The 24,786-nt window shown below is 37.0% G+C and carries 21 protein-coding genes; 12 read left to right on the top strand and 9 right to left on the bottom strand.

Going from position 1 to position 24,786, the window contains the following annotated elements; all coding sequences use genetic code 11:
- Positions 1-328 precede the first annotated feature (328 nt).
- The 6 genes from yihG to AC4CUY_RS03385 all read left to right on the top strand — a co-directional run bounded on the left by yihG (position 329) and on the right by AC4CUY_RS03385 (position 4,860).
- A complete protein-coding gene (yihG, locus tag AC4CUY_RS03410) occupies positions 329-1,246 on the top strand; it encodes a 1-acylglycerol-3-phosphate O-acyltransferase, YihG family (RefSeq protein WP_336952910.1) in 918 nt (305 codons plus the stop codon).
- A gap of 37 nt (positions 1,247-1,283) precedes the next feature.
- Complete coding sequence (locus tag AC4CUY_RS03405; RefSeq protein ID WP_419327566.1) at positions 1,284-2,336, top strand: preprotein translocase subunit SecA; 1,053 nt, start codon at positions 1,284-1,286, stop codon at positions 2,334-2,336.
- A 140-nt stretch (positions 2,337-2,476) separates the two neighbouring features.
- Positions 2,477-3,196: a septum site-determining protein MinC gene (gene minC, locus AC4CUY_RS03400; RefSeq protein WP_490773666.1), complete on the top strand. Its 720-nt coding sequence runs from the start codon at positions 2,477-2,479 to the stop codon at positions 3,194-3,196.
- Positions 3,197-3,263: 67 nt separating this feature from the next.
- Positions 3,264-4,076, top strand: coding sequence for a septum site-determining protein MinD (gene minD, locus AC4CUY_RS03395; RefSeq protein ID WP_336952914.1), 813 nt, complete (start codon positions 3,264-3,266; stop codon positions 4,074-4,076).
- 2 nt (positions 4,077-4,078) lie between these two features.
- A complete protein-coding gene (gene minE / locus AC4CUY_RS03390; RefSeq protein WP_004722763.1) occupies positions 4,079-4,351 on the top strand; it encodes a cell division topological specificity factor MinE in 273 nt (90 codons plus the stop codon).
- 221 nt (positions 4,352-4,572) lie between these two features.
- The gene (locus tag AC4CUY_RS03385; protein WP_336952916.1) at positions 4,573-4,860 is read left to right on the top strand and encodes a PA4642 family protein; all 288 of its coding nucleotides are present in this window, start codon (positions 4,573-4,575) and stop codon (positions 4,858-4,860) included.
- A 473-nt stretch (positions 4,861-5,333) separates the two neighbouring features.
- Here the strand turns inward: AC4CUY_RS03385 and AC4CUY_RS03380 are convergent, their stop codons facing one another.
- Positions 5,334-6,938: an isocitrate lyase gene (locus AC4CUY_RS03380; RefSeq protein ID WP_056514634.1), complete on the bottom strand. Its 1,605-nt coding sequence runs from the start codon at positions 6,936-6,938 to the stop codon at positions 5,334-5,336.
- 625 nt (positions 6,939-7,563) lie between these two features.
- On the opposite strand from AC4CUY_RS03380, the gene AC4CUY_RS03375 reads away from it, so the two are divergent.
- From AC4CUY_RS03375 to AC4CUY_RS03365, 3 genes are all read left to right on the top strand, one after another.
- Positions 7,564-8,553 (top strand): LysR family transcriptional regulator, encoded by a 990-nt coding sequence (locus tag AC4CUY_RS03375; RefSeq protein ID WP_336952920.1) that lies wholly within the window; start codon positions 7,564-7,566, stop codon positions 8,551-8,553.
- Between the two features lie 128 nt (positions 8,554-8,681).
- Positions 8,682-10,010 (top strand): polyamine export protein PaeA, encoded by a 1,329-nt coding sequence (gene paeA / locus AC4CUY_RS03370; RefSeq protein WP_336952922.1) that lies wholly within the window; start codon positions 8,682-8,684, stop codon positions 10,008-10,010.
- A 427-nt stretch (positions 10,011-10,437) separates the two neighbouring features.
- A complete protein-coding gene (locus tag AC4CUY_RS03365) occupies positions 10,438-11,778 on the top strand; it encodes a CitMHS family transporter (RefSeq protein WP_004722773.1) in 1,341 nt (446 codons plus the stop codon).
- A gap of 96 nt (positions 11,779-11,874) precedes the next feature.
- On the opposite strand, the gene AC4CUY_RS03360 is transcribed toward AC4CUY_RS03365, so the two are convergent.
- Positions 11,875-12,375, bottom strand: coding sequence for a hypothetical protein (locus AC4CUY_RS03360; RefSeq protein ID WP_336952925.1), 501 nt, complete (start codon positions 12,373-12,375; stop codon positions 11,875-11,877).
- A 288-nt stretch (positions 12,376-12,663) separates the two neighbouring features.
- A complete protein-coding gene (locus AC4CUY_RS03355) occupies positions 12,664-12,825 on the bottom strand; it encodes a hypothetical protein (RefSeq protein WP_419819568.1) in 162 nt (53 codons plus the stop codon).
- Positions 12,826-13,240: 415 nt separating this feature from the next.
- Between AC4CUY_RS03355 and AC4CUY_RS03350 the strand changes: the two genes are divergently transcribed.
- Complete coding sequence (locus AC4CUY_RS03350) at positions 13,241-14,251, top strand: zinc-binding alcohol dehydrogenase family protein (protein WP_419327564.1); 1,011 nt, start codon at positions 13,241-13,243, stop codon at positions 14,249-14,251.
- A gap of 389 nt (positions 14,252-14,640) precedes the next feature.
- Here the strand turns inward: AC4CUY_RS03350 and AC4CUY_RS03345 are convergent, their stop codons facing one another.
- Entirely contained in the window at positions 14,641-15,633 is a 993-nt protein-coding gene (locus AC4CUY_RS03345; protein WP_336952927.1) for an NAD(P)H-quinone oxidoreductase, read from the bottom strand.
- Between the two features lie 434 nt (positions 15,634-16,067).
- Here AC4CUY_RS03345 and AC4CUY_RS03340 point away from each other — a divergent pair, with 434 nt between their 5' ends.
- Entirely contained in the window at positions 16,068-16,616 is a 549-nt protein-coding gene (locus AC4CUY_RS03340; protein ID WP_336952928.1) for a DUF2239 family protein, read from the top strand.
- 93 nt (positions 16,617-16,709) lie between these two features.
- Here AC4CUY_RS03340 and AC4CUY_RS03335 read toward each other — a convergent pair whose 3' ends face one another.
- From AC4CUY_RS03335 to cysD, 3 genes are all read right to left on the bottom strand, one after another.
- Positions 16,710-16,862: a hypothetical protein gene (locus tag AC4CUY_RS03335; protein WP_419327635.1), complete on the bottom strand. Its 153-nt coding sequence runs from the start codon at positions 16,860-16,862 to the stop codon at positions 16,710-16,712.
- Positions 16,863-17,264: 402 nt separating this feature from the next.
- A complete protein-coding gene (gene cysN / locus AC4CUY_RS03330) occupies positions 17,265-18,878 on the bottom strand; it encodes a sulfate adenylyltransferase subunit CysN (protein WP_419359196.1) in 1,614 nt (537 codons plus the stop codon).
- Positions 18,879-19,031: 153 nt separating this feature from the next.
- The gene (cysD, locus tag AC4CUY_RS03325; protein ID WP_026040334.1) at positions 19,032-19,940 is read right to left on the bottom strand and encodes a sulfate adenylyltransferase subunit CysD; all 909 of its coding nucleotides are present in this window, start codon (positions 19,938-19,940) and stop codon (positions 19,032-19,034) included.
- A gap of 147 nt (positions 19,941-20,087) precedes the next feature.
- On the opposite strand from cysD, the gene AC4CUY_RS03320 reads away from it, so the two are divergent.
- On the top strand, positions 20,088-20,534 hold the full coding sequence (locus tag AC4CUY_RS03320; protein ID WP_483770253.1) for a GNAT family N-acetyltransferase: 447 nt from the start codon (positions 20,088-20,090) through the stop codon (positions 20,532-20,534).
- Between the two features lie 572 nt (positions 20,535-21,106).
- Here AC4CUY_RS03320 and AC4CUY_RS03315 read toward each other — a convergent pair.
- Together AC4CUY_RS03315 and AC4CUY_RS03310 are read right to left on the bottom strand one after the other, a co-directional pair.
- Entirely contained in the window at positions 21,107-22,579 is a 1,473-nt protein-coding gene (locus AC4CUY_RS03315) for a capsule assembly Wzi family protein (RefSeq protein WP_490774655.1), read from the bottom strand.
- A 200-nt stretch (positions 22,580-22,779) separates the two neighbouring features.
- Entirely contained in the window at positions 22,780-24,402 is a 1,623-nt protein-coding gene (locus AC4CUY_RS03310) for an inorganic phosphate transporter (RefSeq protein WP_336952934.1), read from the bottom strand.
- Positions 24,403-24,786 lie beyond the last annotated feature (384 nt).

Here is a 24,786-nt window from a genome sequence, read left to right as displayed (position 1 = left end):
AAAAAACAAAGCACCACTATAGGCGTTTTGTTAACAATCACGTATTTTTTTACATTTTGTAATATTTACAATGAAATTTACAAAAGTGATCATCATAATTTGTACATAGTCATTAAATGTGTCTTTTTAAATTGCATTGTAACGATTATATTTAAGGGCTGTGGACAATTCGTCTATGTTTGCGATTATGTATATTTCTAGGTGATACGAGGCAAGAAATACGAAATTTATTCATTCTAAATAATGATAAACATTATTTCGCAACGTAGCAGTAAAAAATATCTAGTCGCTTGAACTGGCACTCACAATAAATCATTAGGACTGTTCTATGTCATCTCAACAGCAGAAGCAACCTATTTTAAAAAAAATTACGAAAGGTTTAACCGTTGGCTCAGTGATTACTGGCAGTACTTTTTTTCACGGCCCACCTGTTTTAGCTTTAGGCTTGACCAAATTATTTAAAAAGTCAAAAAAGGTGGATGAAACCAATATCAATATCACCAATAGTTGGTTAAGTGTAAATAATTGGTTGATTGATCATGTTCTTCCCGAAACACAATGGGACATTACTGTTGATGACAACTTGGATTTAAATATGCAAGGTCGTTATTTAATGACCTGTAACCATCAAAGTTGGGTCGATACTACCGTAAACCAATATTTTGGTCTAACACGCATGCCTCTCACCCGCTTTTTCACCAAATGGGAACTGATCTTTATACCATTTGTCGGGCAAGCATTTAAAATTCTTGGCTTTCCGATGATGAAACGCCATACAAAAGAGCAGATCGCAAAGAACCCTGATCTCAAAACACGTGATATGGAAGAAGCACGTAAAGCCTGTGAACAGTTATTAAGCCAGCCTTTTACATTGCTCAACTACCTTGAAGGAACACGTTTTACCCCAAAAAAACATGCTCAACAGCAATCCCCTTTTACCAATTTACTTAAACCTAAGGCCGGTGGACTTGCTCTCGCCTTAAATATCTTAGGTGATAAGATTGACGCTTTGGTGGATATGACCATTGTGTATCCAGATGGTGCACCCGGTTATGGTGAGTTTTGGTTAGGTGAAGTACCTCGAATTGCAGTTAATATGCGTAAAATTGAGATTCCTGAATGGGTACTGGGCGGCAATTATGAAGATGATGCAGAATATCGCGAACGCTTTCAAAACTGGGTTGATGATTTATGGAGTGAAAAAGATCAACTGATTAGCACCATAAAACAAAAATATAATCACTAACTTTCAATTGAAGAAAAAACTACAGAATAGGATGGATATGACAGAGCAAGTTCCACCACTCGAAAACAGTACAGAAACGAAAAACGATATGTCACGAGGATGGTGGATCGCTTTTGGTTATGACATCTTTATGATGTTTATCATCGTCTTCAACCTATTCTGTTTATGTGCCAATGCTTTTTTAATGAGTAATTTTGGTGACTGGCTTTTCAATGAAATTCATCTACCGCAAGTTTTACAGTATTACAAAACAGATCTGCATCCGTGGGTGATTAAAACTGAAAGCTGGTTTATTACCTTTTTGATTGTTGAATTAGGCATTCGCTGGCTCATCGCTATTATCAACAAACACCATGCGCGTTGGTTCTTCTTTCCATTTATTCACTGGTATGAGATTTTAGCGATTATTCCTTATTTACGTTTTTTACGTTTAATTCGCGTCGGTATTATTGCTTATCATTTTCATGAGTTAGGTTATAAGGTTATTCCCGATAACATTCTAAAACGTGTGCTGTTTTATTATCGAGTACTGATGGAAGAATTATCAGATCGTGTTGTGATTACCGTCATTGATGGAATTAAACAAGAATTAGACACCAGCTCAAGCCATAAAAAAATCATTCATGATTTAATTGATCACCATAGAGATCGTTTTGCACAAACTTTAGCTGAAGTCTTACAAGAATCTTTGGCCACTGAACTAAAAGCACAAAGTCATGTGATTACCCATAATGTCGGACAGATTGTACGTCAAGCGATTGAGGACACCCCGCAATTGACCCAGTTATTGCGCATGATCCCAATTGCAGGCAGTATGATTGAAAATCAGATTCAAAATATTGGGCAACAGCTAGGTGAGAATATTACGCAAGGATTGGTGCAACCGTTTACTCAAGGCAATCTACAAAATCCAAACGCGACCTATCAATTAATTTCAACCAAATTAAGCCAATTAAATATTGAAAATCAAAAACTTGAAGAACTAGTTGAATCTATAGTCTATGAAAGTTTAGAATCGTTAAGGAAACAAGTGAAAGTAAAACAATGGCAGCTTGAATTAGAAAAAAATGATCAAGTAAAAGATGAGTGATTCAAAGAATAAGCAATTCATTGAAAATATTTGTATCTTTGCTAGAGAAATCATTCAATATGTTCTAGCATTTGCCCTATTTCACAATTTTTGACGCTTAGATAGAAAAATTTAGGTCACATGCCTTTTAAGGAATAATTATGGCTGATATACGGATTACAGGCAGAATGGTTAATTTTACCCGATTAACCTTCGATACTAATGATCATGATGCCATCCGCCAGGAATTAACTTCAATGATGAGTGAGACCTCTTATCAAGGGGCTTTGGTCATTATTGATACCACAGTTGAACAAGAGCTTATTGCCCTGATTCAACTCATTATCAGCCTAGATTTACAGCCTATGGCTGTGATTGATGGTTTATTGGGTGACCAAGCACGTGCAATTCAATTCCCAGTCTTGCCTGCCGATCGTCCATTGCAACGGATTAAACCGACGAAAGAACAAGTGGTTGAAACTCCAGTAAAAGCACCCGCTGTAGCGACACCAAATGTAAGCGTAGATGCGTCTAAAACATTGAGTCATGTCACTTCATATCATGATGAAATTTTAAGAACTGGGCAATGTTTGGTTCAAGATCATGGAGACATCATACTGAATGCTGGTATTAACAGTGGTTCAGAAGTGATTGCTTCAGGAAATATACATATCTATGGCAGTGTTCGTGGTAGAGTCATTGCAGGCGCAGGTGGTAACACCAGTGCAAGAATTTTTTGTCATTCACTAGAAGCCGAATTGGTTTCTATTGCGGGAACATATTGTGTAGCAGATGACATTCCTCAAGATGTAATTAAAAAAGCTGTACATATTTACTTGAATGACCAGCAAGAGCTAGTGTTTGAAGCTTTGCAATTTTAAGGTATAAATTAAACACCATATAAAACTCGTTTAATCGGGTAAAATGACCATAACAGGAGTGGATTCGGTGGCCAAAATTGTTGTCGTTACATCAGGCAAAGGTGGCGTAGGTAAAACTACGACGAGTGCATCTTTTGCAACAGGATTAGCCCTACGAGGTCATAAAACTGTTGTGATTGATTTCGATGTGGGTTTGCGTAATTTAGATTTGATCATGGGCTGTGAACGCCGTGTCGTATATGATTTTGTAAATGTCATCAATAACGAAGCGCGCTTACAGCAAGCGCTAATTCGCGATAAAGATATTGAAAATTTATATATTTTACCTGCATCGCAAACCCGTGATAAAGATGCACTGAGCGATGATGGTGTTGCTCGTGTAATCGATGAGCTTGCACAAGAATTCGATTATATTATCTGTGACTCACCTGCAGGGATTGAGCGTGGTGCAATTTTAGCCATGTATCATGCAGATGAAGCGATTATTGTAACAAACCCAGAAATCTCTTCTGTTCGAGATTCAGACCGTATTATTGGTATGCTCGACAGTAAGACGAAAAAAGTAGAAAACAACGAAGGGCGTATTCGTAAACATTTATGTATTACGCGTTTTAACCCTGAACGTGCCGATAAACAAGAAATGTTGACCATTGATGATATCTCAAAAGATATCTTACGTGTACCAACTTTAGGCGTCATTCCAGAATGCCCTAGCGTACTTCAGGCATCGAATGAAGGTAAACCTGTCATTCTTTACCAAGAAGCATCTGCTGGGCAAGCATATGATGATTTAGTTGCGCGTTTCTTGGGTGAGGAACGTCCTTATCGACATATTACAGTGAAACCTAAGGGTTGGTTAGCACGGTTATTTGGAGCGTAGAAATGGCAGGATTTTGGAGTAAACTTTTTAGCAATGATGACAAACCATCTAGCGCCCAAACTGCTAAAGATCGCTTAAAAGTTATTGTTGCTTCTGAAAACGGTTTGGGCAAACGTTTAAGCCAAGACAAGATTGACCAAATGAAAAAAGAAATCATGCAAGTGGTTAATCGTTATGTCCGTGGCGTGGATGAACAGCATATTCAAATGCAAGTTCGTTCTGAAGCCAACATTGAAATGTTGGAAATGAATATCAATTTACCTGAAGAACGATAATTTCATTATTGATTAGTCAAGCGGATTGATTCAGGGCAAAATATAGGGCAGAGTTAAAAAGGGTTACTTTTTCTCGTGCAATATATTTTGCCCTTTTTGTTTTAGATTTTTTTCAGCTAAAGATTGTATTTATCCTTATAAAATGAAAGATAAATAAGGTTGATATAATGTTGTAAATTAATCATTTAATTTAGAATTATTTTATTTGAGGAGATGCTGTTATGGCACTTTCACAGCCAGCAACGTTCAATGAAGAATGGTCAGACGAGCGTGTTTTTGCCTACTTAGATCAACTTCCTCCTGAAGGTACTAATACTGATTTTCATGTACTTTATCATGCCTTTAAACATATGCGTCCTTTTGACTATGAACGCTTATTGACTAAGTTTGTTGCTGCTGGTCGAAATATCAACGCAACTAATCCAGAAGGTCTACGTATTCATGATGTGATTGCAGAGTACCCGCGTCAAAAAGAAGGTTTCTTAGAAGTATTAGCGAAGTTTGCTTAAGCACTTCAACCAACGAGCAATGTAGTCTTGAAATATTGCTGATCTATAAACGCCTAATGAACTTCATTGGGCGTTTTTTAGTTTATATATCCCATTTTATCAATGTCTATATCTCAATGTTCTATACTATTTCCTACAAAAAAATATTAAAAACATCCATATAAACAATTAAGTCAGTCAGCATAATTTCATATGAACAAATTAACTTTTCTAAAATTACACTATTTTATTTGATCTTTAATCACGTTTAAACATCATTTAATTTTATTTATGTCAAACAACCATATGCTTTGTAAATACGCATTGCTTTTATGATTTACTTTAAATCACTCCTGTATATCAGCACTGGATAATTATATTTAAATGTAGTTCCTGTTTGATATGTCTGAAGTTGAAGTATTTAATTCTAAAGACTCTAATAACCTTTCATAAAAAAACCCAGCTTGCGCTGGGTTTTTGAATCAAGTCAATGCTTAGTGAGCAGCAAATTGGTTCATTGTGTTTTTAGCATCGTCATGCGCTTTAAGTGCATTGTCACCAGAGAAGATTTCTTTGTGATCATCACCGATGTCAGAACCCGCCATCGCTTGGTGTTTAACACAAGCGATACCACCACGGATTTCTTTACGTTGTACACCAGCAACATAAGCCAACATACCTTCAGTACCGAAGTAACCTTGTGCAAGCTCATGAGTAGAAAGCGCAGCAGTATGGTAAGTCGGAAGTGTAATCAAGTGATGGAATACACCCGCTTCACGAGAAGCATCTGCTTGGAATGTACGGATTTTCGAGTCAGCATCAGCAGCCAATTCAGAAGCATCGTACTCAGCGCTCATTAATTTAGCACGGTCGTAAGCAGAAACATCTTTACCTTCAGCAACCCAACGATCGTAAGCTTGTTGACGGAAGTTTAAAGTCCAGTTGAATGATGGGCTGTTGTTATAAACAAGCTTCGCATTTGGAACTGTTTCACGTACACGGTTAACCATGTGTGCAATTTCTTCAACGTTTGGAGTCGCAGTCTCGATCCAAAGAAGATCTGCACCGTTTTGTAAGCTAGACACACAGTCAAGTACAACACGGTCAATTTGAGTACCTTCACGGAACTGATATAGGCCTGAAGCTAAACGCTTAGGACGGTGTAATTTACCATCACGTTTAATCAAGATTTCATCTTCTTGAGCATCTGCAATGTCAATTTCAGTTGTATCTAAGTAGCTAATATATTGAGAAGCAATATCACCTGGCTCTTTAACCACTGGGATTTTTTGAGTCAAGTCAGCGCCTTCAGAGTCAGTACGCGCAACGATAATACCGTCATCAAGACCCATTTCTAAGAATGCATAACGTAATGCATGGATTTTAGAGATAAAGTCTTCATGTGGAACTGTTACTTTACCAGCTTGGTGACCACATTGTTTAGCATCAGATACTTGGTTTTCGATTTGAAGTGCACATGCACCGGCTTCAATCATTTTACGCGCAAGTAAATAAGTTGCTTCTTCGTTACCGAAACCTGCATCGATGTCCGCAATAATTGGCACAACGTGAGTTTGGAAACCATCGATTTGTGCAGTGATTTCAGCAGCTTTAGCTGTATCACCAGCTTCGTTTGCTTTTTTAAGCGCACGGAATAAATCATTAAGTTCTTTCGCATCAGCTTGACGTAAGAATGTATAGATTTCAGCGATTAGAGCAGGTACAGAAGTTTTTTCGTGCATAGATTGGTCAGGAAGTGGACCAAATTCTGAACGAAGTGCAGCAACCATCCAACCAGAAAGGTAGATATAACGTTTACTTGTAGTACCGAAATATTTTTTGTTTGCAATCATTTTTTGTTGCGCAATGAAACCATGCCAGCAACCTAAAGATTGAGTGTATTTACTAGAATCAGCATCATATTCAGCCATATCACGACGCATGATCGCAGCTGTATATTTAGCGATATCTAAACCAGTTTTAAATTGGTTTTGCAGTTGCATACGCGCAGCATCTTCTGGGCTAATATCGCGCCATGTGCTTCCGAATTTTGCTTTTAATTCACGGATTGCATCAATCGCTGTTTGGTATGTAGTCATGATATGTTCCTGTAATAATATTAGGATTTCATCAATCGAAGAGCTAAATCCACTCGGTATTTGTTTGTTCAGATTTAGAACACTTCGTTGTTATGGTCTTAGCTTAGATTGAGTCCTCAAATTAATCCAATATTCTGAGTTAATTTTCAGTATTTATTTAAAAAATATGTAGATCAAAGTCATATTATAATTAAACCAAAAATCGATAAACAATTAATTTATATAATTTTTAATAATTAACAACTACCTATACATTGCTTAAATATCAGTCAATTTGATAATTTTATCTCTATTAGACTTAAGTCTGAGCTTGTAACAAAAAAACCAAAACTGCATTTTTTTAATATAAAAACACCCTGAATGATCAAGAATCGGACAAAGCATAATTGGGTGATTCATCGATTGATAAACAATGTTGTTGCTTAAAAATCTGCTTATCTTCACATATAATAGCAAAATGAGGATTTATTCAAACATGCATCTCAATTTAAAACTAAGACAACAATTCTTGATTCCTCTACAACAATAAATCGTCTGCTGTTTTTTTATCTACTTTTTACACAAAAGCATTTCCTTATGGCATAATCCTCTGTGATTTCTAAATTTTATTTTCGGTATTTTTTTTATGAATCTGGAGCGGGTCGATCTCAACCTCTTAATTTACCTTGACGTTCTTTTACGTGAAAAAAATGTGACTCGTGCTGCTGAACAGCTTGGCGTTACCCAACCCGCAATGAGTAATATTTTACGTCGTCTTCGTAATTTATTTAATGACCCTCTTTTAATTCGTTCTTCTGAAGGTATGACACCAACAGAACGTGCTTTAGAATTACAACCCCGCATCCGTGACGCACTGTCTGATTTATCCATGATTTTGGAACCTCGTACTGAGTTCCGACCTTATACGTCAAACCGTGTATTCCGTATTATGACCTCTGATTATGCCGAAGCAACACTTGTTCCTCGTCTAGTCAAAGCCTTGCGCTCTGAAGCACCGAATGTTGTTCTCGACTTTTTAACACCAAGTGACGTGTCATATCGTGACATGGAACAAGGAAAAGTTGATTTAGCCATCAACCGGTTTAATGAAATTCCACAAAGTTTTCACCAAGTTTTAGTGTGGCGTGACAGTTTCTCTTGTCTACTCAATAACAAACATCCAGCTTCAAGTACTTTAAATCTTAAAAGTTATTTAGATGCACAACATATCTGGGTATCAAAAACAGGGATGGGTGTTGGTTTTGGTGTGAATCCTGAAAAACAAGCAGGATTAGGTTGGATTGATCAAGCTTTAGAGCGGATTGGTCAAAAGCGTAAAATTTCAGTCTTTACGCGTCATTATCAAATGCCTGCATTATTGGCTTCAAATGTCGATTTAATTGCGACCTTACCAACCCGTATCGCACGTTTACAAGCCAAAAGCCAAAATTTACTCATTAAAGATCCGCCATTTTATATTCCTGAATTTGAATTAAAAATGGCATGGTGTCCTTTACTTCATCATCATCCTGCACATCGTTGGTTACGCCAATTGATTCTTTATGTTGCACGTCAAATGATTGAAGAAGAAAATCGTGAATTTATGCAAAATAATTCGCATTTTTCTCAATATTAATAGGAATTTTGTTAAATTCTTATCATTTCAAGCTTATACTAATTCTAGATCGGTAGTGTGTTACTCACTACCACCCCCTTTTATGTGTTAAAAATATCTCATAATAATGATGATCCATAGGTGGATTCGTGAGCCTGTTCCAGAATATCCTAATCATCGCTGTCCTCATCGCAGGAGCTGGTTTTTTATCTTTAACTGAAATCGCACTTGCGGGTGCGCGTAAAGTTAAACTCAAAATTCTTGCCGAATCTGGCGATGAGCGAGCACAAAAAGTCCTAGACTTACAGCAAAACTCTGCCGATTTCTTTGCCGCATCCCAAATCGGTTTAAATGCTGTTGCTATTCTTGGCGGTATTTTAGGTGAAGGTGCATTTCGCCCTTATTTTCTTGAATTTGTTTCTCGTTTCTATGTCGGAAATTGGACTGAAACCATCAGTTTTGTCCTCTCATTTACTTTAGTCACCTCACTTTTTATTCTTTTTGCCGATTTAATGCCAAAACGTATGGCGATGATTGCACCCGAAAAAATTGCAGTTTCAGTCATCAATCCCATCCAGATCTTTATCGTGGTATGTAAACCATTAGCTTGGTTTATCAATGCTGTTGCTAACTTGTTATTCCGCTTGTTTAAAGTCAATACAACGCGTGAAGACAATATTACCTTTGATGATATTTCAGCGGTGATGGATGCAGGTGCACAAGCGGGTGTTTTACAAAAGCAAGAACATCACTTTATTGAAAATGTATTTGAACTTGAAGAACGTAATGTTCCATCCAGTATGACCCCACGTGAAAACGTAGTGTTTTTTACTTTAAAAGAACCAGAAGAAAGTATTCGCCAAAAGCTAGCTGAATACCCTTATTCTAAGTTCCTTGTTTGCAACGAAACCATTGACCAAGTGATTGGTTATGTCGATGCCAAAGATATTCTAGTTCGTATTCTCAATAACCAGAAAATTAATCAGTTACATGAGTCAACTATTCGTACAGTATTGACCATTCCTGACACATTAACACTATCTGAAGTCCTTGATCGCTTCAGATCTAGCAAAGAAAAATTTGCAGTCGTATTTAATGAATATGCCCTTGTCGTTGGCGTTATTACCCTGTCAGATATCATGATCACTGTGATGGGTGACTGGGTTACACCAATGGATGAAGAACTACAAATTATTAAACGTGATAACAACTCATGGTTAATTGATGGTAGTACACCAATTGAAGACATGAAGCATGCTTTAGCAATTGATGAGATGCCAGATGAAGAGAACTACGAGACACTGGCAGGCTTTATGATGTATCAGTTAAGAAAAATTCCTAAACCAGCTGACACCGTGATTTTTGGTGGTTATAAATTTGAAGTGGTCGATGTTGATCATTTTAAAATTGACCAGCTACTTGTCACACGCTTACTTGAAAAAGCAGAACCCTCGACATCAGAAGACTCTTCACAATAAGCTTCTTTAGCTCATTTAAAGCTTAGCAATAAGCTTCTTTAGCTCATTTAAAGCTTAGCAATCACCTTGCTAAGCTTTTTTTATGAAAAGTGGCGCTTTAATATTGCAAGATCCAGAACGCTATTGATTAGATTATAGCCTTTTGATTTATAAATTTTAAAAATATGAAAATTAACATGAATACAGTTTTTAAAATCATAAAATATAATAAACATATAAATCAATATCTTAAATTTTATAACCATTTTGGTGCAATTATAATATTCATTTTTAAATATCTGTTTTGAATACTCTATTTATTTAAAAAATAGTACTGAATTCAGTATTTCTACAAGGATATTTTAATTTAATCCAATAACTATTAGCATGCTTCTGCTTAAAAAATTAAAAGACTTCTGTTACCCAAGTCTCATTCAAGGATCGAACTATGCTAACCGTATTAGGTTTGGGCATGATTTTGTGCTTTATGTACTTAATTATGTCTAGACGAATGACTGCTCTTGCAGCACTCACACTTATTCCAATTTTATTTGCATTAATCGCTTACGGTCTTAGCTTCTATTTCGACAGCCTTGGGCATTTAGAAATCAAACAGCTCGGTGAAATGATGCTTGATGGTGTAAAAAAACTTGCACCAACAGGCGTAATGCTACTTTTTGCAATTCTTTATTTTGCCATCATGATTGATACGGGATTGTTTGATCCTTCTGTAAAATTTATCTTGAAGCTGGTCAAAGGTGATCCACTTAAAGTGGTTATTGGTACCATTACCCTGACACTCATCGTCTCTCTTGATGGCGATGGTTCTACCACCTACATGATTTGTGTAGCAGCAATGCTCCCACTTTATAAAAAGTTAGGTATGAGCCCATTGATCATGGCTTGTTTAATGATGCTGGCAAGCGGAATCATGAACCTTACCCCGTGGGGTGGACCAACGGCACGTGCTGCAAGTGCGCTGCATGTAGAAGCCAGTGAAATCTTTGTGCCAATGGTTTTACCAATGCTCGCTGCTATTCTTTGGCTCTACTTTGTCGGTTTTATGTATGGCCGTATGGAACGTAAACGCTTAGGTATTATTGAACTTGATGTCAGTCATGGTGATGACATTCAAATTTCAAGTAATCCAGAAGCAAATCGTGCACATTTAAGATGGTTCAATGGTTTATTGACAGTTGTCCTTATGATTTGTTTGGTGAAAGGCGTGTTGCCTTTACCGATCTTATTTATGATTGCACTTTGTATTGCATTGGTGGTCAACTATAAAGATGTCGATATGCAAAAATCTTTAGTTGCTCATCATGCAGGTAGTGCTCTAAACGTTGTGGGTATTATTTTTGCTGCAGGGATTTTTACTGGGATTCTTTCAGGGACAGGCATGGTTGATGCGATGTCTAAAGAATTGGTGGCGATTATTCCACAAAGTATGGGTCCTTTTTTAGCGCCCATTACTGCTGTGATTAGTATGCCTTTGACCTTCTTTATGTCGAATGATGCTTTCTATTATGGAGTGTTACCGATTCTTTCTGAAGCGGCAAGTCATTATGGTATTACACCTGTAGAAATGGCGCGTGCTTCAATTGTCGGCCAACCTGTACACTTACTTTCACCATTGGTTCCTTCAACATATTTATTATGTGGATTGGCTGGTATCGAATTTGGACAGCATCAAAAGTTCACTATTAAATGGGCGATTCTGACCTGTTTGGTAATGCTTGTTGCAGCCATGCTGCTCGGTGTATTCCCACTCTATTCAACACTACACTAATAGAAAAAAGCCGATATAAATATCGGCTTTTTTCATTTTAAATAGATTATTTTCATCATCTATTTAAAATAATGATTTATTTAGAATCAAATCCAATTAAGCATGAATCAATACATCAAGCAATGCTTGATAATGAATTGAAATATCATCTTCTAAAATTTTATAAGCGCTATCAAACTGCACCATTGGCCAGCCTTCTTTCCAGAAAGGAAAAATATTATGCAGGTCACGCGTCACGATTGCATCTTCACGAATAATCGCTTGAGCAACTTGTGATAACACTTGAGCGGTTTCTGCCCCATCAAGAGCTAAATAATCGATACCTTTTGCTTTTAAAATACGGATTCGATCTTTCTTATAACGAATTTTCTTGGCCTGCGCTTCATTTAAATTTAAAGCCAAAGTCACAGCTTCAACAAATTTGTCTTCAAAGCTTTGATGTAAAGCAACCAATGCCTGTTTATGTGCTTCTTGACGCCCAGCTTTTCCACCATCACGAATGATTTTTTGTGCTTCAACATTCAATTCATCCGATTTCATCGACTGAAGAATGTCTAAAATTTCAATATCACTTAATGAAGCAGAAGAATCTGTCATGGGAGTCCTAAAACAAAAATAAATAGAAATCCTATTTTCGCACAATTTTAAAATTAAGTCAGAGATAATGTTAATCTGTGGCGATGTATCTCTAGCTGATCAAATAACAATAAAGGATAATATTTTAATGCTGTTTTAGCCCTACTTGCCTGTATTAGTTTTTATTCTGCCTTATATCTTATCTATTTTTATTTTGCTCAACAACCTTAACCTCTGTCCTTGTGCTGGCAACAGTTTTACTCATATAGTCAACCTGTCAAAAGCTCAGCCAAAAGAATATAATTGCTCTTAAATAATATTTTTAATTAAATCAATGTTTAAATAGTTTTGCGTAGGCGAGGGCTCGCTTTTCGTAGGGATTGTCAAACCTTGCGCTGCAAACAAAGCAGTGCTTTGTATTTGCTCATATTGGGCGAGGGTACATCCTACACCACCGCTCAATGGCGACATCCCTGTCGCCCCGCGCTAGGATAATCATCTAGGATTCAAAAGTACAAAAAATGAATCGATAATCATTGGTTTCTAATAGTTCATATAAAAACATAAGCATCATTTATGATCTATGACTTAATAGAAATCGCCTGTATAAATAATTAGGTGGTTTGAATATATTTTGCTACCCTGCGGCTTATCAAAAGGGACGACAAACATTTAACCGCACCTTGAATCATGAAAATTGGTTGACTCTACCGTTTTACATATACTGGCAATTGTTTATCTTGCGTATACGCTTGTTACTGTCCAAATTTCTTAATTAAGATCATTTGATAAAATCTTATCAATAAGCATAAACTGACAATTTTTTTCTTTCTTAATTGAGGATTTTTTGCTATTGATTTGATATGCCAATAAAAAGTGAAACCTTATGAAAGCTATTGCTTATAAAAAACCATTCGCAATTTCAGAAGCCCATGTTTTTTCCGAAATCGAAATCGAACAGCCAGTTGCAACTGGTCATGACTTACTGATTGAGGTTAAAGCCATTTCAATCAACCCAGTCGATATCAAAATGCGACAGCGTACTTCGCCAGAAAATGATACTTGGAAAATTTTGGGTCATGATGCGGTTGGAATTGTGAAAGCAATCGGAGAAAATGTTCAAAATTTTAAAGTGGGTGATGAAGTTTTTTATGCGGGTTCAAACCAAAGACAAGGCTCTTATGCTGAATTCCAATTGGTTGATGAACGTATCGTTGGATTAAAACCGAAATCATTGAGTGATGCAGAAGCCGCAGCGTTGCCTTTAACGTCGCTCACCGCATATGAAATGTTATTTGACCGTTTAAAAATCCAAGACACCAAAGTTGAAAAACCTGTGATTTTAGTCATTGGCGCTGCAGGAGGTGTTGGCTCTATTACAGTTCAATTGTTAAAAGTACTGACTGAATTTACAGTGATTGCTACAGCTTCCCGCCCTGAATCTAAAGCATGGCTGACTGAAATTGGCGCAGATTATATTGTGGATCATAGCCAACCTTTAGAACAGCAAATCCTAGACTTGAATATTGGGCTACCTCATTATATTTTTTCAATTAACGGTACAGGGCGATATACACAAGCCATTGCCAATTTGATCGCACCCCAAGGTCATTTTGGTTTAATTGATGATCCTGAAAACTTTATCATTAACCCGTTTAAAGTTAAGTCTGTTTCAGTTCATTGGGAATCGATGTTTACTCGCTCTACATTCCTGACCAAAGATCTCAGCCGACAAGGTGATATCTTAAATAAAGTTTCAAAATTAGTTGATGACCAAAGACTCAAAACCACTTTGGGACAAAACCTCGGTCAAATCAATGTTGAACATATATCCCAAGCTCATACACTGATTGAGTCAGGTAAAAGCATTGGTAAGATCGTATTAGCAGGCTTTTAACCACTCGAATAAAATTTAATTTTTAAGAATCGCTTAAAGGTTTATAAAAAGATTTAAATGACCCTATGAATATCAATTAATTTAATGAATTAAATATAAATTGAACATTTTTTCATCATTTAATCATACATAGTGTATCGATAGCTTAGCGACATGGATGTCGCGGTTGAGCGAGGGGTACGCCCTATACCCCTCGCTCAACATGAGCAAAAACAAAGCACTGCTTTGTTTGCAGCGCAAGGTTTGACAATCCCTACGAAAAGCGAGCCATCGCCTACGCAAAACTATGTAAACTTTTCAAGCTAATACGAGGTAGTGCTAATTCTTTAATAATGAGAATCAACTTTTAGAGAAATAGTTTAATCACAAAGTTAAATAGAAAACTTATCTTAAATCACTTCCACCACAACTTTACCAATATGCTCACCTGTATCCATACATGCATGCGCAGCCTGAATTTGATCAAACTTAAATGTTTTATAAATCATTGGTAAACATTCCCCTTTTGCCCACAATGGGACGACATGTTGCATCAAACCTTTGGCAATTTCAGCTTTTTCAGCAGTTGTGCGTGCACGCATAGTTGAACCGGTAATAGTGAGGCGTTTCATCATAATCTGTCCCAATTTTACCTCTTTGGCCTTTGCACCGCCCAAAAATGCGATATAGACCAAACGCCCATCTCTACGGAGTAGGTTTAGATTTTGATCTAGATAAGGCGCCCCAACCATGTCAAGAATAATATCAACACCCTCATTTTGGGTCTTTTCAGTAATGACCTGTTCAAAGTCCTGAGTTTTATAATTAATTGCATCAGTCAAATTGCGAATAGCTTGAACTTTCTCATCTGAACCTACAGTTGCAAAGCTTTTCAAACCGAATGATTGCGCTAACATTAATGCGGTTGTACCAATACCACTTGTACCACCATGTACCAATAGTGTTTCACCTGCTTTGGCATGTGCCATTTGAAAAACATTGGCCCATACCGTAAAGAAAGTTTCAGGTATTGCTGCAGCTTGAACAAAACTTACAGCTTCAGGAATATGAATGGTTTGAGATTCTGGCACGACACAATATTCTGCGTAGCCACCACCATTGGTTAATCCACAAATTTTATCGCCCACAGTAAATAAAGTAACATCTTCGCCCACCGCAATCACTTCTCCAGCAACTTCCAAACCAGGAACAGGTGTCACCCCTTTTGGCATAGGATATAAGCCTTGACGCTGTAAAATATCGGGGCGATTAATCCCAAATGCATGGACTTTGATCAAAACTTCATCTGCTTTGGGTTGAGGAATTTCTACCGTTTCATAAGCCAGTTTTTCTATACCACCAGGTTCTGTAATAATGACCTGTTGCATATTATTTGTAGACATAATTTCTTTCCTATTCCATTCATTACTTTTCATGTTTTCTGTATTTGAACATAAACCAGTGCATGTGCAAATATTTCACCACCAATGTCTACAAAATATCGTGGGTATCCTTACAAAAATATAATTTTCAAATATTTATACAAATGGCACCAAACGGATAAAGACATAAAAACAAAGATGAAAAAAACAAACTATGTTGTTAATTACAGATCACCATGCGCTCACTTATGATTTAAAAATAGGTTATCGCTTTTAATCGTTATATTTTTGACAATTAAGCATTTAATTCTTAAAGATTTACATGCTTTTTTATTACCGTTTTTAGGCATCAAAAAACTATATTGATCATTTTTTGTTTGCTAATTTAATTTTACCCTGATAATATTCAAACACGAATTAGTTTTACCCTGATAAAAATATTCAAAGGTTTTAAAATGAATACTGAAAACACCTACTCTGCCTTTGTTGGCAATGAGCGTTTAATCACTGATTCTTTGTTAAACGTAGCATTAACCATTAAGACTCAACAAAACACCTCCACACCTGTGTTGATTTTTAATGATCAAACGGGCCAAGCCATTGATGTTAATACCATCGGATCTACAGCAGATATTCAACAACGTTATGCTAAACCTGAAGCGGTTAAAAAAGTTGGCCGTCCTAAATTAGGGGTGATTTCTCGTGAAATCACTTTGCAGCAAAAGCATTGGGATTGGTTAGATCAACAAAGTTCTAGTGCATCTGCTGTGATTCGAAAATTGATTGACCAAGAGTTAAATAACCCTAATTCAGCAAGCAATAAAATGTTGGCAAAACAGGCAACTGATCGTTTTATGTCAGCAATGTCAGGCAATATGCCAAATTATGAGGAAGCCACTCGTGCTTTATATCAAGGTAATCAAGCGCTGTTTTTAGCACTAATTCAAGACTATCCAAAAGATTTACGAGCGTATTTGACTTTAAAAACGCAACATGCTTTTTAACTATAATATTCGCAACTATATAAAAATTAAATGCGCTAAGCCTATAGAATTAGCGCATTTTTTATAATGATCGGCACATGATTGATCATTAAATTATTTTTGTTGTTCGGACTCTTCACAAGTTTGTTTTAAACGTTGCATTGCCATCGGATCCATAGGTGCCGTCATCATTGCATGATAATTATGGCATTCTTTGGTCGGCTCAGGTATTTTCTTCGGTGGGTTTGAAGCACATGCTGTCAACACGCTTGTCATTCCTATCAGGAAAAATATTTTCATTACATGACCTACTATTAAATCTTAACTTGATTTAAAACTAAATTTTATTGCTTGTGCTGTTGTAAGTCTGTTTTGATCACATTCCATAAATGTTAATTCTTCTTATCTTACAGCTTACACAGCCGTGCCGCTCATTAGTTTTAAATAAATTTAGCTGAGCGTTGCAAAAAGTACTCATCGACTGTTGCTGAGAATAGTAATTTAAAAATCCCTTTATTTATAGCAAAACACACGCTCTAAGTATTAAATAACACAAAATTCAAAATGCTTTAATCTATATAATGTTGATTAGTATTATCTTATATATATTAAATTTTTTGCATGAAAAAACCCACCTTATGGTGGGTTTCTCTCAATCAATCCAATCTGTTAAAGACGAACCAATTCCACAATTTTTTCAGCCAATTCTTCAACTGCTTCTTGAGCAAATACTACATCAGCACCTTGTTCAACATTCGTCACCACCACAACACCAGTTTGACGAAGCAATGCAACTTGATCGCTTGATAAACCTGCTTTTGCAATCGCAACAACACCTTGTTGAATCAGCAAGCTTTCAAGAGCTTGCGAATGTTCAAGTACTTGAGCAGATACAGCAACCACAGCAGGTTTTTGACCTAAACGTGCAGCACGTGCTTCAGCAGTGACAGGTTCATTGTGTGCAGTCCATTCAACCGCAGCTTCAACCATACCCGCACCAACAGTCACATTACTTAAACGGTCAATGAAGATAAAAGAACCCGTATAACGACTGTCATGATAACGGTCAAATACCACTGGTGCATCAAACTCAATCGTTACATCTGCAATGGCATTTAAATCAAGCTGTTCAACTTGCATTTTTTCCAATGTGTTGACATTGGTACGATAGTTAATCTTCGCAACCTTAGCCGGAATGGTTTGTGTACCAAACTTCACATTATAAAGTTTGCCCAACACTAATGGCTGATCAGTCATCCATACGACTGTCGCACGAGCAGAACGTGAAATGAGCGGTTGCTCACCTGCTTTGACCAAGACATTACCACGCGAAATATCAATTTCATCATTTAACGTTAGAGTTACAGCCTGACCTGCTATAGCATGCGCTAAGTTACCATCAAAAGTGACTATTTCTTTCACTGTTGATTTCTTGCCCGAAGGTAAAGCCACAATTTCATCGCCAACTTTCACTTCACCTAAAGCAATTGTACCGCAGAAACCGCGAAAATCGAGGTTAGGACGGTTCACATATTGCACTGGAAAACGGAACTCATGTTTGCTTACATCATGTGTAATTTCAACAGTTTCCAATGTTTCCATCAAGGTTTTACCCTGATACCACGGCGTATTTGCGGATTTATTTACAACGTTATCGCCATTCAATGCAGAAATTGGCGAGAAGATGATATTGGCAGGTTTACGCTCACCCAATTGATTGACAAAATTATTGTACTCAACTTGAATTTCATTGAAACGTTCTTCAGAGAATTCAACCAAGTCCATTTTGTTAATCGCAACCACAATATTACGAATACCTAATAGGCTCGCAATAAAAGTATGACGACGAGTTTGCGTTTGTACACCATAACGGGCATCAATCAAGATGATTGCAAGATCTGCGGTAGATGCACCTGTGGCCATGTTACGGGTATATTGTTCATGTCCTGGTGTATCAGCAATAATGAACTTACGCTTTTCAGTAGAAAAATAACGGTATGCCACATCAATGGTAATACCTTGCTCACGTTCAGCTTGTAAACCATCGACAAGCAAGGCCAAGTCAGGTGCATCACCTGTTGTACCCACTTTTTTCGAATCACGGGTTACTGCTTGTAATTGATCTTCGTAAATCAATTTTGAATCGTAAAGTAAACGACCAATTAACGTTGATTTACCATCATCCACATTACCGCATGTCAAAAAACGTAATAGGTCTTTATTTTCATGCTGTTTTAAATATGCCAAGATATCTTGACTAATTAATTCTGATTGATGAGACATTGCTCAAAGCTCCACAATATTTTGAAATCTCTTGCTATATCTTTAAATCCTCCTAAAAGCTCCTTTGATAGCAGAGGATTTTCCTCCATTTTGTTGCTGGAGTTCCCTCCTCTTTTATAAAGAGGGATTAGGGGGGATTCATATAAAAAATCCTTAGAAATAGCCTTCTTGCTTTTTCTTTTCCATCGAACCCGCTTCATCATGGTCAATCATACGACCTTGACGTTCAGAGCTTGTGGCTAAAAGCATTTCTTGGATAATTTCAGGCAGTGTTGTTGCCGTTGATTCAACCGCACCTGTCAACGGGTAACAGCCCAAAGTACGGAAACGTACCGATTTCATTTGTGGAACTTCACCTTCTTTTAAACGCATACGTTCATCATCCACCATGATCAACGTACCACTACGTTCAACAACTGGACGTTCAGCTGCTAAATACAAAGGCACCAAAGGAATACTTTCTTGGTAGATATATTGCCAAATGTCTAACTCAGTCCAGTTTGACAATGGGAATACACGGATACTCTCGCCTTTATTGACTTTACCGTTATAAAGATTCCAAAGCTCTGGACGTTGGTTTTTAGGATCCCAACGGTGCTTAGAATCACGAAAAGAATAAACACGTTCTTTTGCACGTGACTTTTCTTCATCACGGCGTGCACCACCAAATGCAGCATCAAACTGATACTTATCCAAAGCCTGTTTTAAGCCTTGGGTTTTCATAATATCGGTATATTTTGAACTACCATAATCAAATGGATTTACGCCTGCATCTTTACCTTCTTTGTTTTGATGCACGATCAGATCAAAACCGTGTTCTTTTGCCATGTTGTCACGGAATTTAATCATATCCTTAAATTTCCAGCCTGTGTCAACATGCAACAGTGGGAAAGGAAGTTTAGCAGGATAAAATGCTTTTAAAGCAAGATGCAGCATGACAGCTGAGTCTTTCCCGATTGAGTAAAGCATCACTGGATTTTCAAACTCAGCAGCAACTTCACGGATGATATGAATACTCTCAGCTTCAAGCTGTTTTAGATGAGTAAGTCTTTCCTCAGATATAGGCATTGACAGCACCAGCTCACAAAAACGTGTACTTATTACACATATTAAAATTTATATTCATTATAGTGATTTACACCTCAACCCTTTTGCTTGTTTTTTTATATTCATATATAAAAACATCATAAGCAACAACAAGAGATCGGCATGACCACACAAATTATTGCACTAGAACAGATTGATTTTGAGCAATGGCTTCCACTTTGGCGCAGCTATTTAACATTTTATAAATCACAACTCAGTGATGAACAAATAAGATTATCTTGGAAGCGAATCACAAATCCTGAACAAGCTGATATGTTTGGTTTTGCCATCAAAGTAAATGGTCAAGTAGTTGGCTTTGTACATTTGATTGCACATATGAGCATGTGGACAGATTTACCCTATTGTTATCTACAAGATTTATTTGTGGATGAAGCTTTTAGGAATCGAGGTTTAGCACGACAATTAATTGAGCATTGTTATCTGGTCTGCGCAACAAAGTTTGACCGTGTTTATTGGCTCACTCAAGAATACAATATTAGCGCCCAACACCTTTATGATCGTATTGCGAGTAAAACAGGATTTATCCAATATAAAAAGGTATTAACATAACTAGGGTCTGTTGACAATTCGTCTACGTTTGCGACTACGAGTGATTTTTAGATGATACAAGGCACGAAATATGAAATTTAGTCATTCTAAATAAATAGTTCGTAACGATGTAGCAGCAAAAAACACTCTAGTCCCCCCGCTGCGCCTTGCGCTGGAAACAAAGCAGTGCTTTGTTCTTGCTCAGGGTTGTGGCTAAAATTATCTCAGTCTGCGTTATGAAACTCGTAAATAGTCTCGCTATTCTCTTCGTTTCATGCCTTGCCTGCTCAATTTTAACCTACAACGCAAGCCATTTATGAAATGTCAACAGACCCTAATAGATGTAATTCATTTAATAATGACCGTCAAATGCTCACGCTTGAAAAAGATCAAGCCTAAACATAAAAAAGGCTCACCGTTGTCAAGTCAGCCTTTAAAAAATTGAAGATCTGCATATCAAATAATTCAACCAACAATCAAAAACTAAAAATCGCCTCTTTTGTAAAAATTTTAAAGAAGCGATTTTAGCTTAGTCCCAACTTATCAAACTGTATATGCTTAAAATTAGATATATACAGCCGATAACTCAGGGCTTAATGGCCGAATAATGCTTTATCTAAAGGAATTTCGATTCCTACAGAAGCACCTGCATCATTGCCATGTAGATCAGAATCACTGACCCAACCATTAATTTTTAATGGCATGGTCGGTTTAATATAATGTGTCCAAGTTAAATCTAACGCTTTAATTTTGTCTTTTTCTGGGAATGCTAAATTAATTTCACGATCTCCGAATACTCCTGCCGATTGGTTAACTTTGGCATAGATTGCTCGTCCAGATAAACGATTCATCACATCAAAGCGAATATCACCACCGACAGAAATCATTTCTCCATCACCACCCATCGCATGTCCCAATGGGAAACCTTGTTGGTAATAACCATCTTTATAGACATGGTGACTATAAGAAACACCTAATGGATCACCATTTGTTTCTGTATTCGCCCATTCAACATAAAGCTGATATGGTAAATTTTTAAAGCTTGATGAATAGTCAGCACCAGCTAAATACATTTTTTTAGATGGTAATAGACCCGCTTCATCTTCACCAATATATTGCCCATAAAAACTCATAGGAACATTCAGCAAAGACTGAAGATTTAAACGCGCATCAAATCCAGCAAGCTGATTGGATGGATTACCCACCCCCGTACAAGTGCTATCTGCACACTCATTGTCTTTTCCAATAAAAGCATTCCAATAAGCTTTTGCACTTCCTGGTTGACCCTCTCCATCAATTTGGAAAGCGCGTGATGCACCGATTTCCAAATAAGGTAAAGGTTGAGCAGTTAAGCGCAATCCCATTAAACGTGCATCAGGTACAGCCGTATAATCATTTAACTGTCCAGCAAATGCTTGATATTGCCAAGGACCAATCCAAGACAACCATTTAGATTCAAAAGCCTTTTGTTCAGCACGCTGTACAGTAAAGCCATACACAGGACGGCTGGCATCACCACGAATCAAACTACCATCATGTCCCGGCCCCCAATATGTTGGGATTTGACCCGCAATAACCCATTGATTCCATAACTTCCCAGCAATATATGAACCTTCCACATTGACATCTTGACCATTGTCAATTTGCGGATCTTTTTCACCATTGACACGAAGCTTTGCATCCCAATTCTCGCCACCCGCATTGAATTCTAATGAACCCACATATTGTGCTTTTGCACTATCCCCAAAAGCTTGAGGAATATTTTTTTGATCAGTTTCGGCAAATAAACCTAATTTTGCAGTTTGATTATCTGCTTTTAAGGCATTTTGAATTGAATCAATAACTTTTTGTTGAGTATTGTTTAAAACTTTTGCTTGAGATAAGGCACGTTGAATTTCATCCCCACTCATCGGCCAAGTCGATGTACTGATTTGTATCACACCTTGTTGATTTAACCAGTTCAAATCTGTGCGAAGATCTTCATTATTTAATACGATTCCCTGTGCAAATACAGGTAAAGACATTCCAAGTAATACAGCAGCACAAAGTGATTTTCTTAAATACATGCTCATTGTTCTCAAGTTTGATTTACAAACACACCTTAATTTTTTTATAAGTTTTTTTCAATGGTGAAATTGTGTTATTCATATTTTAAAATTCCATTATCCAAAAGAAAAAGAGTGCACCAAAGTGCACTCTTTTTCTTTTAAATTCAGATAATAACGATCATTCAATTTTTAAAAAATCGCCATCTCTAACTTTTAAATTAAAATACTTTTAAAAATAGCCAGAATAAACCACCTGATAAACAAATCGTTGCAGGTAAGGTAAAAATCCATGCAGAAAGAATCGTTTTGACTGTTGCAAAATTCAATCCAGTTTTATTGGCGACCATGGTTCCTGCAACCGCACTGTTGAGTACATGAGTCGTTGAAACGGGTAAACCAAAGCCATCTGCAGCAGCGATTGTCGACATTGCCACAAGCTCAGCAGACATCCCTTGACCGTAGGTCATATGATGTTTACCAATACGCTCGCCCACAGTAACCACAATACGTTTCCATCCCACCATTGTTCCTAAACCCAATGCCAATGCCACAGCAACTTTTACCCAGTTTGGAATATATTGGAGGAAAGAATCTAAGTTTTTGCGATACTCTTTTACCACTTTGCCTTGAGCTTCATCCATTTTTGGAAGTTGATCCGCTTTATCCAAGCGTTTAAAAGCCGTGGTGCTTAAGTACATATCATTACGTAATGAAGATACTTCAGCTTCTGGAATATCTTTGAGATCACCAAATTTACCAACACGCTCGCCCAAATGATCAGTCAAACTGGCCAATGCTGGAACAACTTCAGGATTCATTTCTTTGGTTTGGATAAATTTAGTGATGGTTACACGCGCTTGTTCATCTGGAATATCGGCATGCTGTGCATAAATTGCCGTCGCAGTTTGACCAGACAATTGTGAGAATGACTGTAAATGCTGTTGGTCTAATCCTCTATTCAACGAATAAGCCAAAGGCACAATACCAATCAAAATCAACATGATTAACCCCATACCTTTTTGACCATCATTTGAACCATGTGCAAAGCTCACACCTGTACAGGTGAAAATCAGAACCGCACGAATCAATGGTGGTGGTGGTTTATTGCCTTCAGGGGGTTGGAACAACTCAAGTTGCTTTTTAAATATTTTTTTAACAATCAAAAATACAATTGCTGCAAATGCAAAACCAATCAAAGGAGAAAACAGTAATGCTTTACCCACTTTAAGCACTTGATCCATGTCTACACCACTTGCACCAGTTGAAGCATGCAAAATGTAGTTCATGATGCCTACACCCAAAATTGAGCCAATCAAGGTGTGAGAGCTTGATGCTGGAATACCTAAGAACCAAGTGCCTAAATTCCACAGAATCGCCGCAATTAGCATGGCAAAAACCATAGCAAAACCAGCGCCACTGCCTACATTCATGATCAGTTCAACAGGAAGCAATGCAATAATTCCATACGCAACTGCACCACTGGCAACCATTACCCCAAGGAAGTTACAAAAGCCTGCCCACATGACTGCTACAGGCGCAGGCAATGCATTGGTATAAATCACGGTTGCTACAGCATTGGCTGTATCATGAAAACCATTTACAAACTCAAAACCCAAAGCGATAAACAACGCTGTCGCTAAAAGAATCACTGAGTAGAGGCTTAACGGTGGAACATGTGCTAAATCTGCACTAACTTGCACCCCAATGTAGATTAAGGTAGCAATGATAATCGTCAGAAACACCGGCATAAAAAATTTCGGTGTAGGGACGTGCACATTCGTCGATTGAACGGGTTTAGGTGACTGTGCAGAATCTGTGACGGGAGGTAAATTCGAATTCATGCAGAAAGTTAGCGAATATTAGAATGCGCTTATTGTTCAATTAAATTGTGACAATTATATGACAAATAGAGGTCATATGAAGTGAAATTTATAATTATTTCACCTCAGTGTTTCGCTACATAAGCGACTAAATTAATATTTTTATTATTTATAATTAGTATCTTAAACCAATAAAACCAATATAACTTGAGCAAAATATTTTATTTTAATCTGAAATAATATTTGTAATATTTCAGATCAATTTGAACTATTTATCATTTGGTATTGCTATTTTTCATGAAATTTATGACAAATTGATGAAAAAACAAACATACTTTTAACTTTATTTTTACATATGTTCCAATAAATCCCGCTTACCTAATCCAAGCAAGTTTAACGCCAACA

The sequence above is a fragment of the Acinetobacter sp. 778_lipA genome, assembly GCF_058242985.1.
Note: the sequence above shows the minus strand (reverse complement) of the source record. Positions and strands in the feature narration are given on the sequence as shown.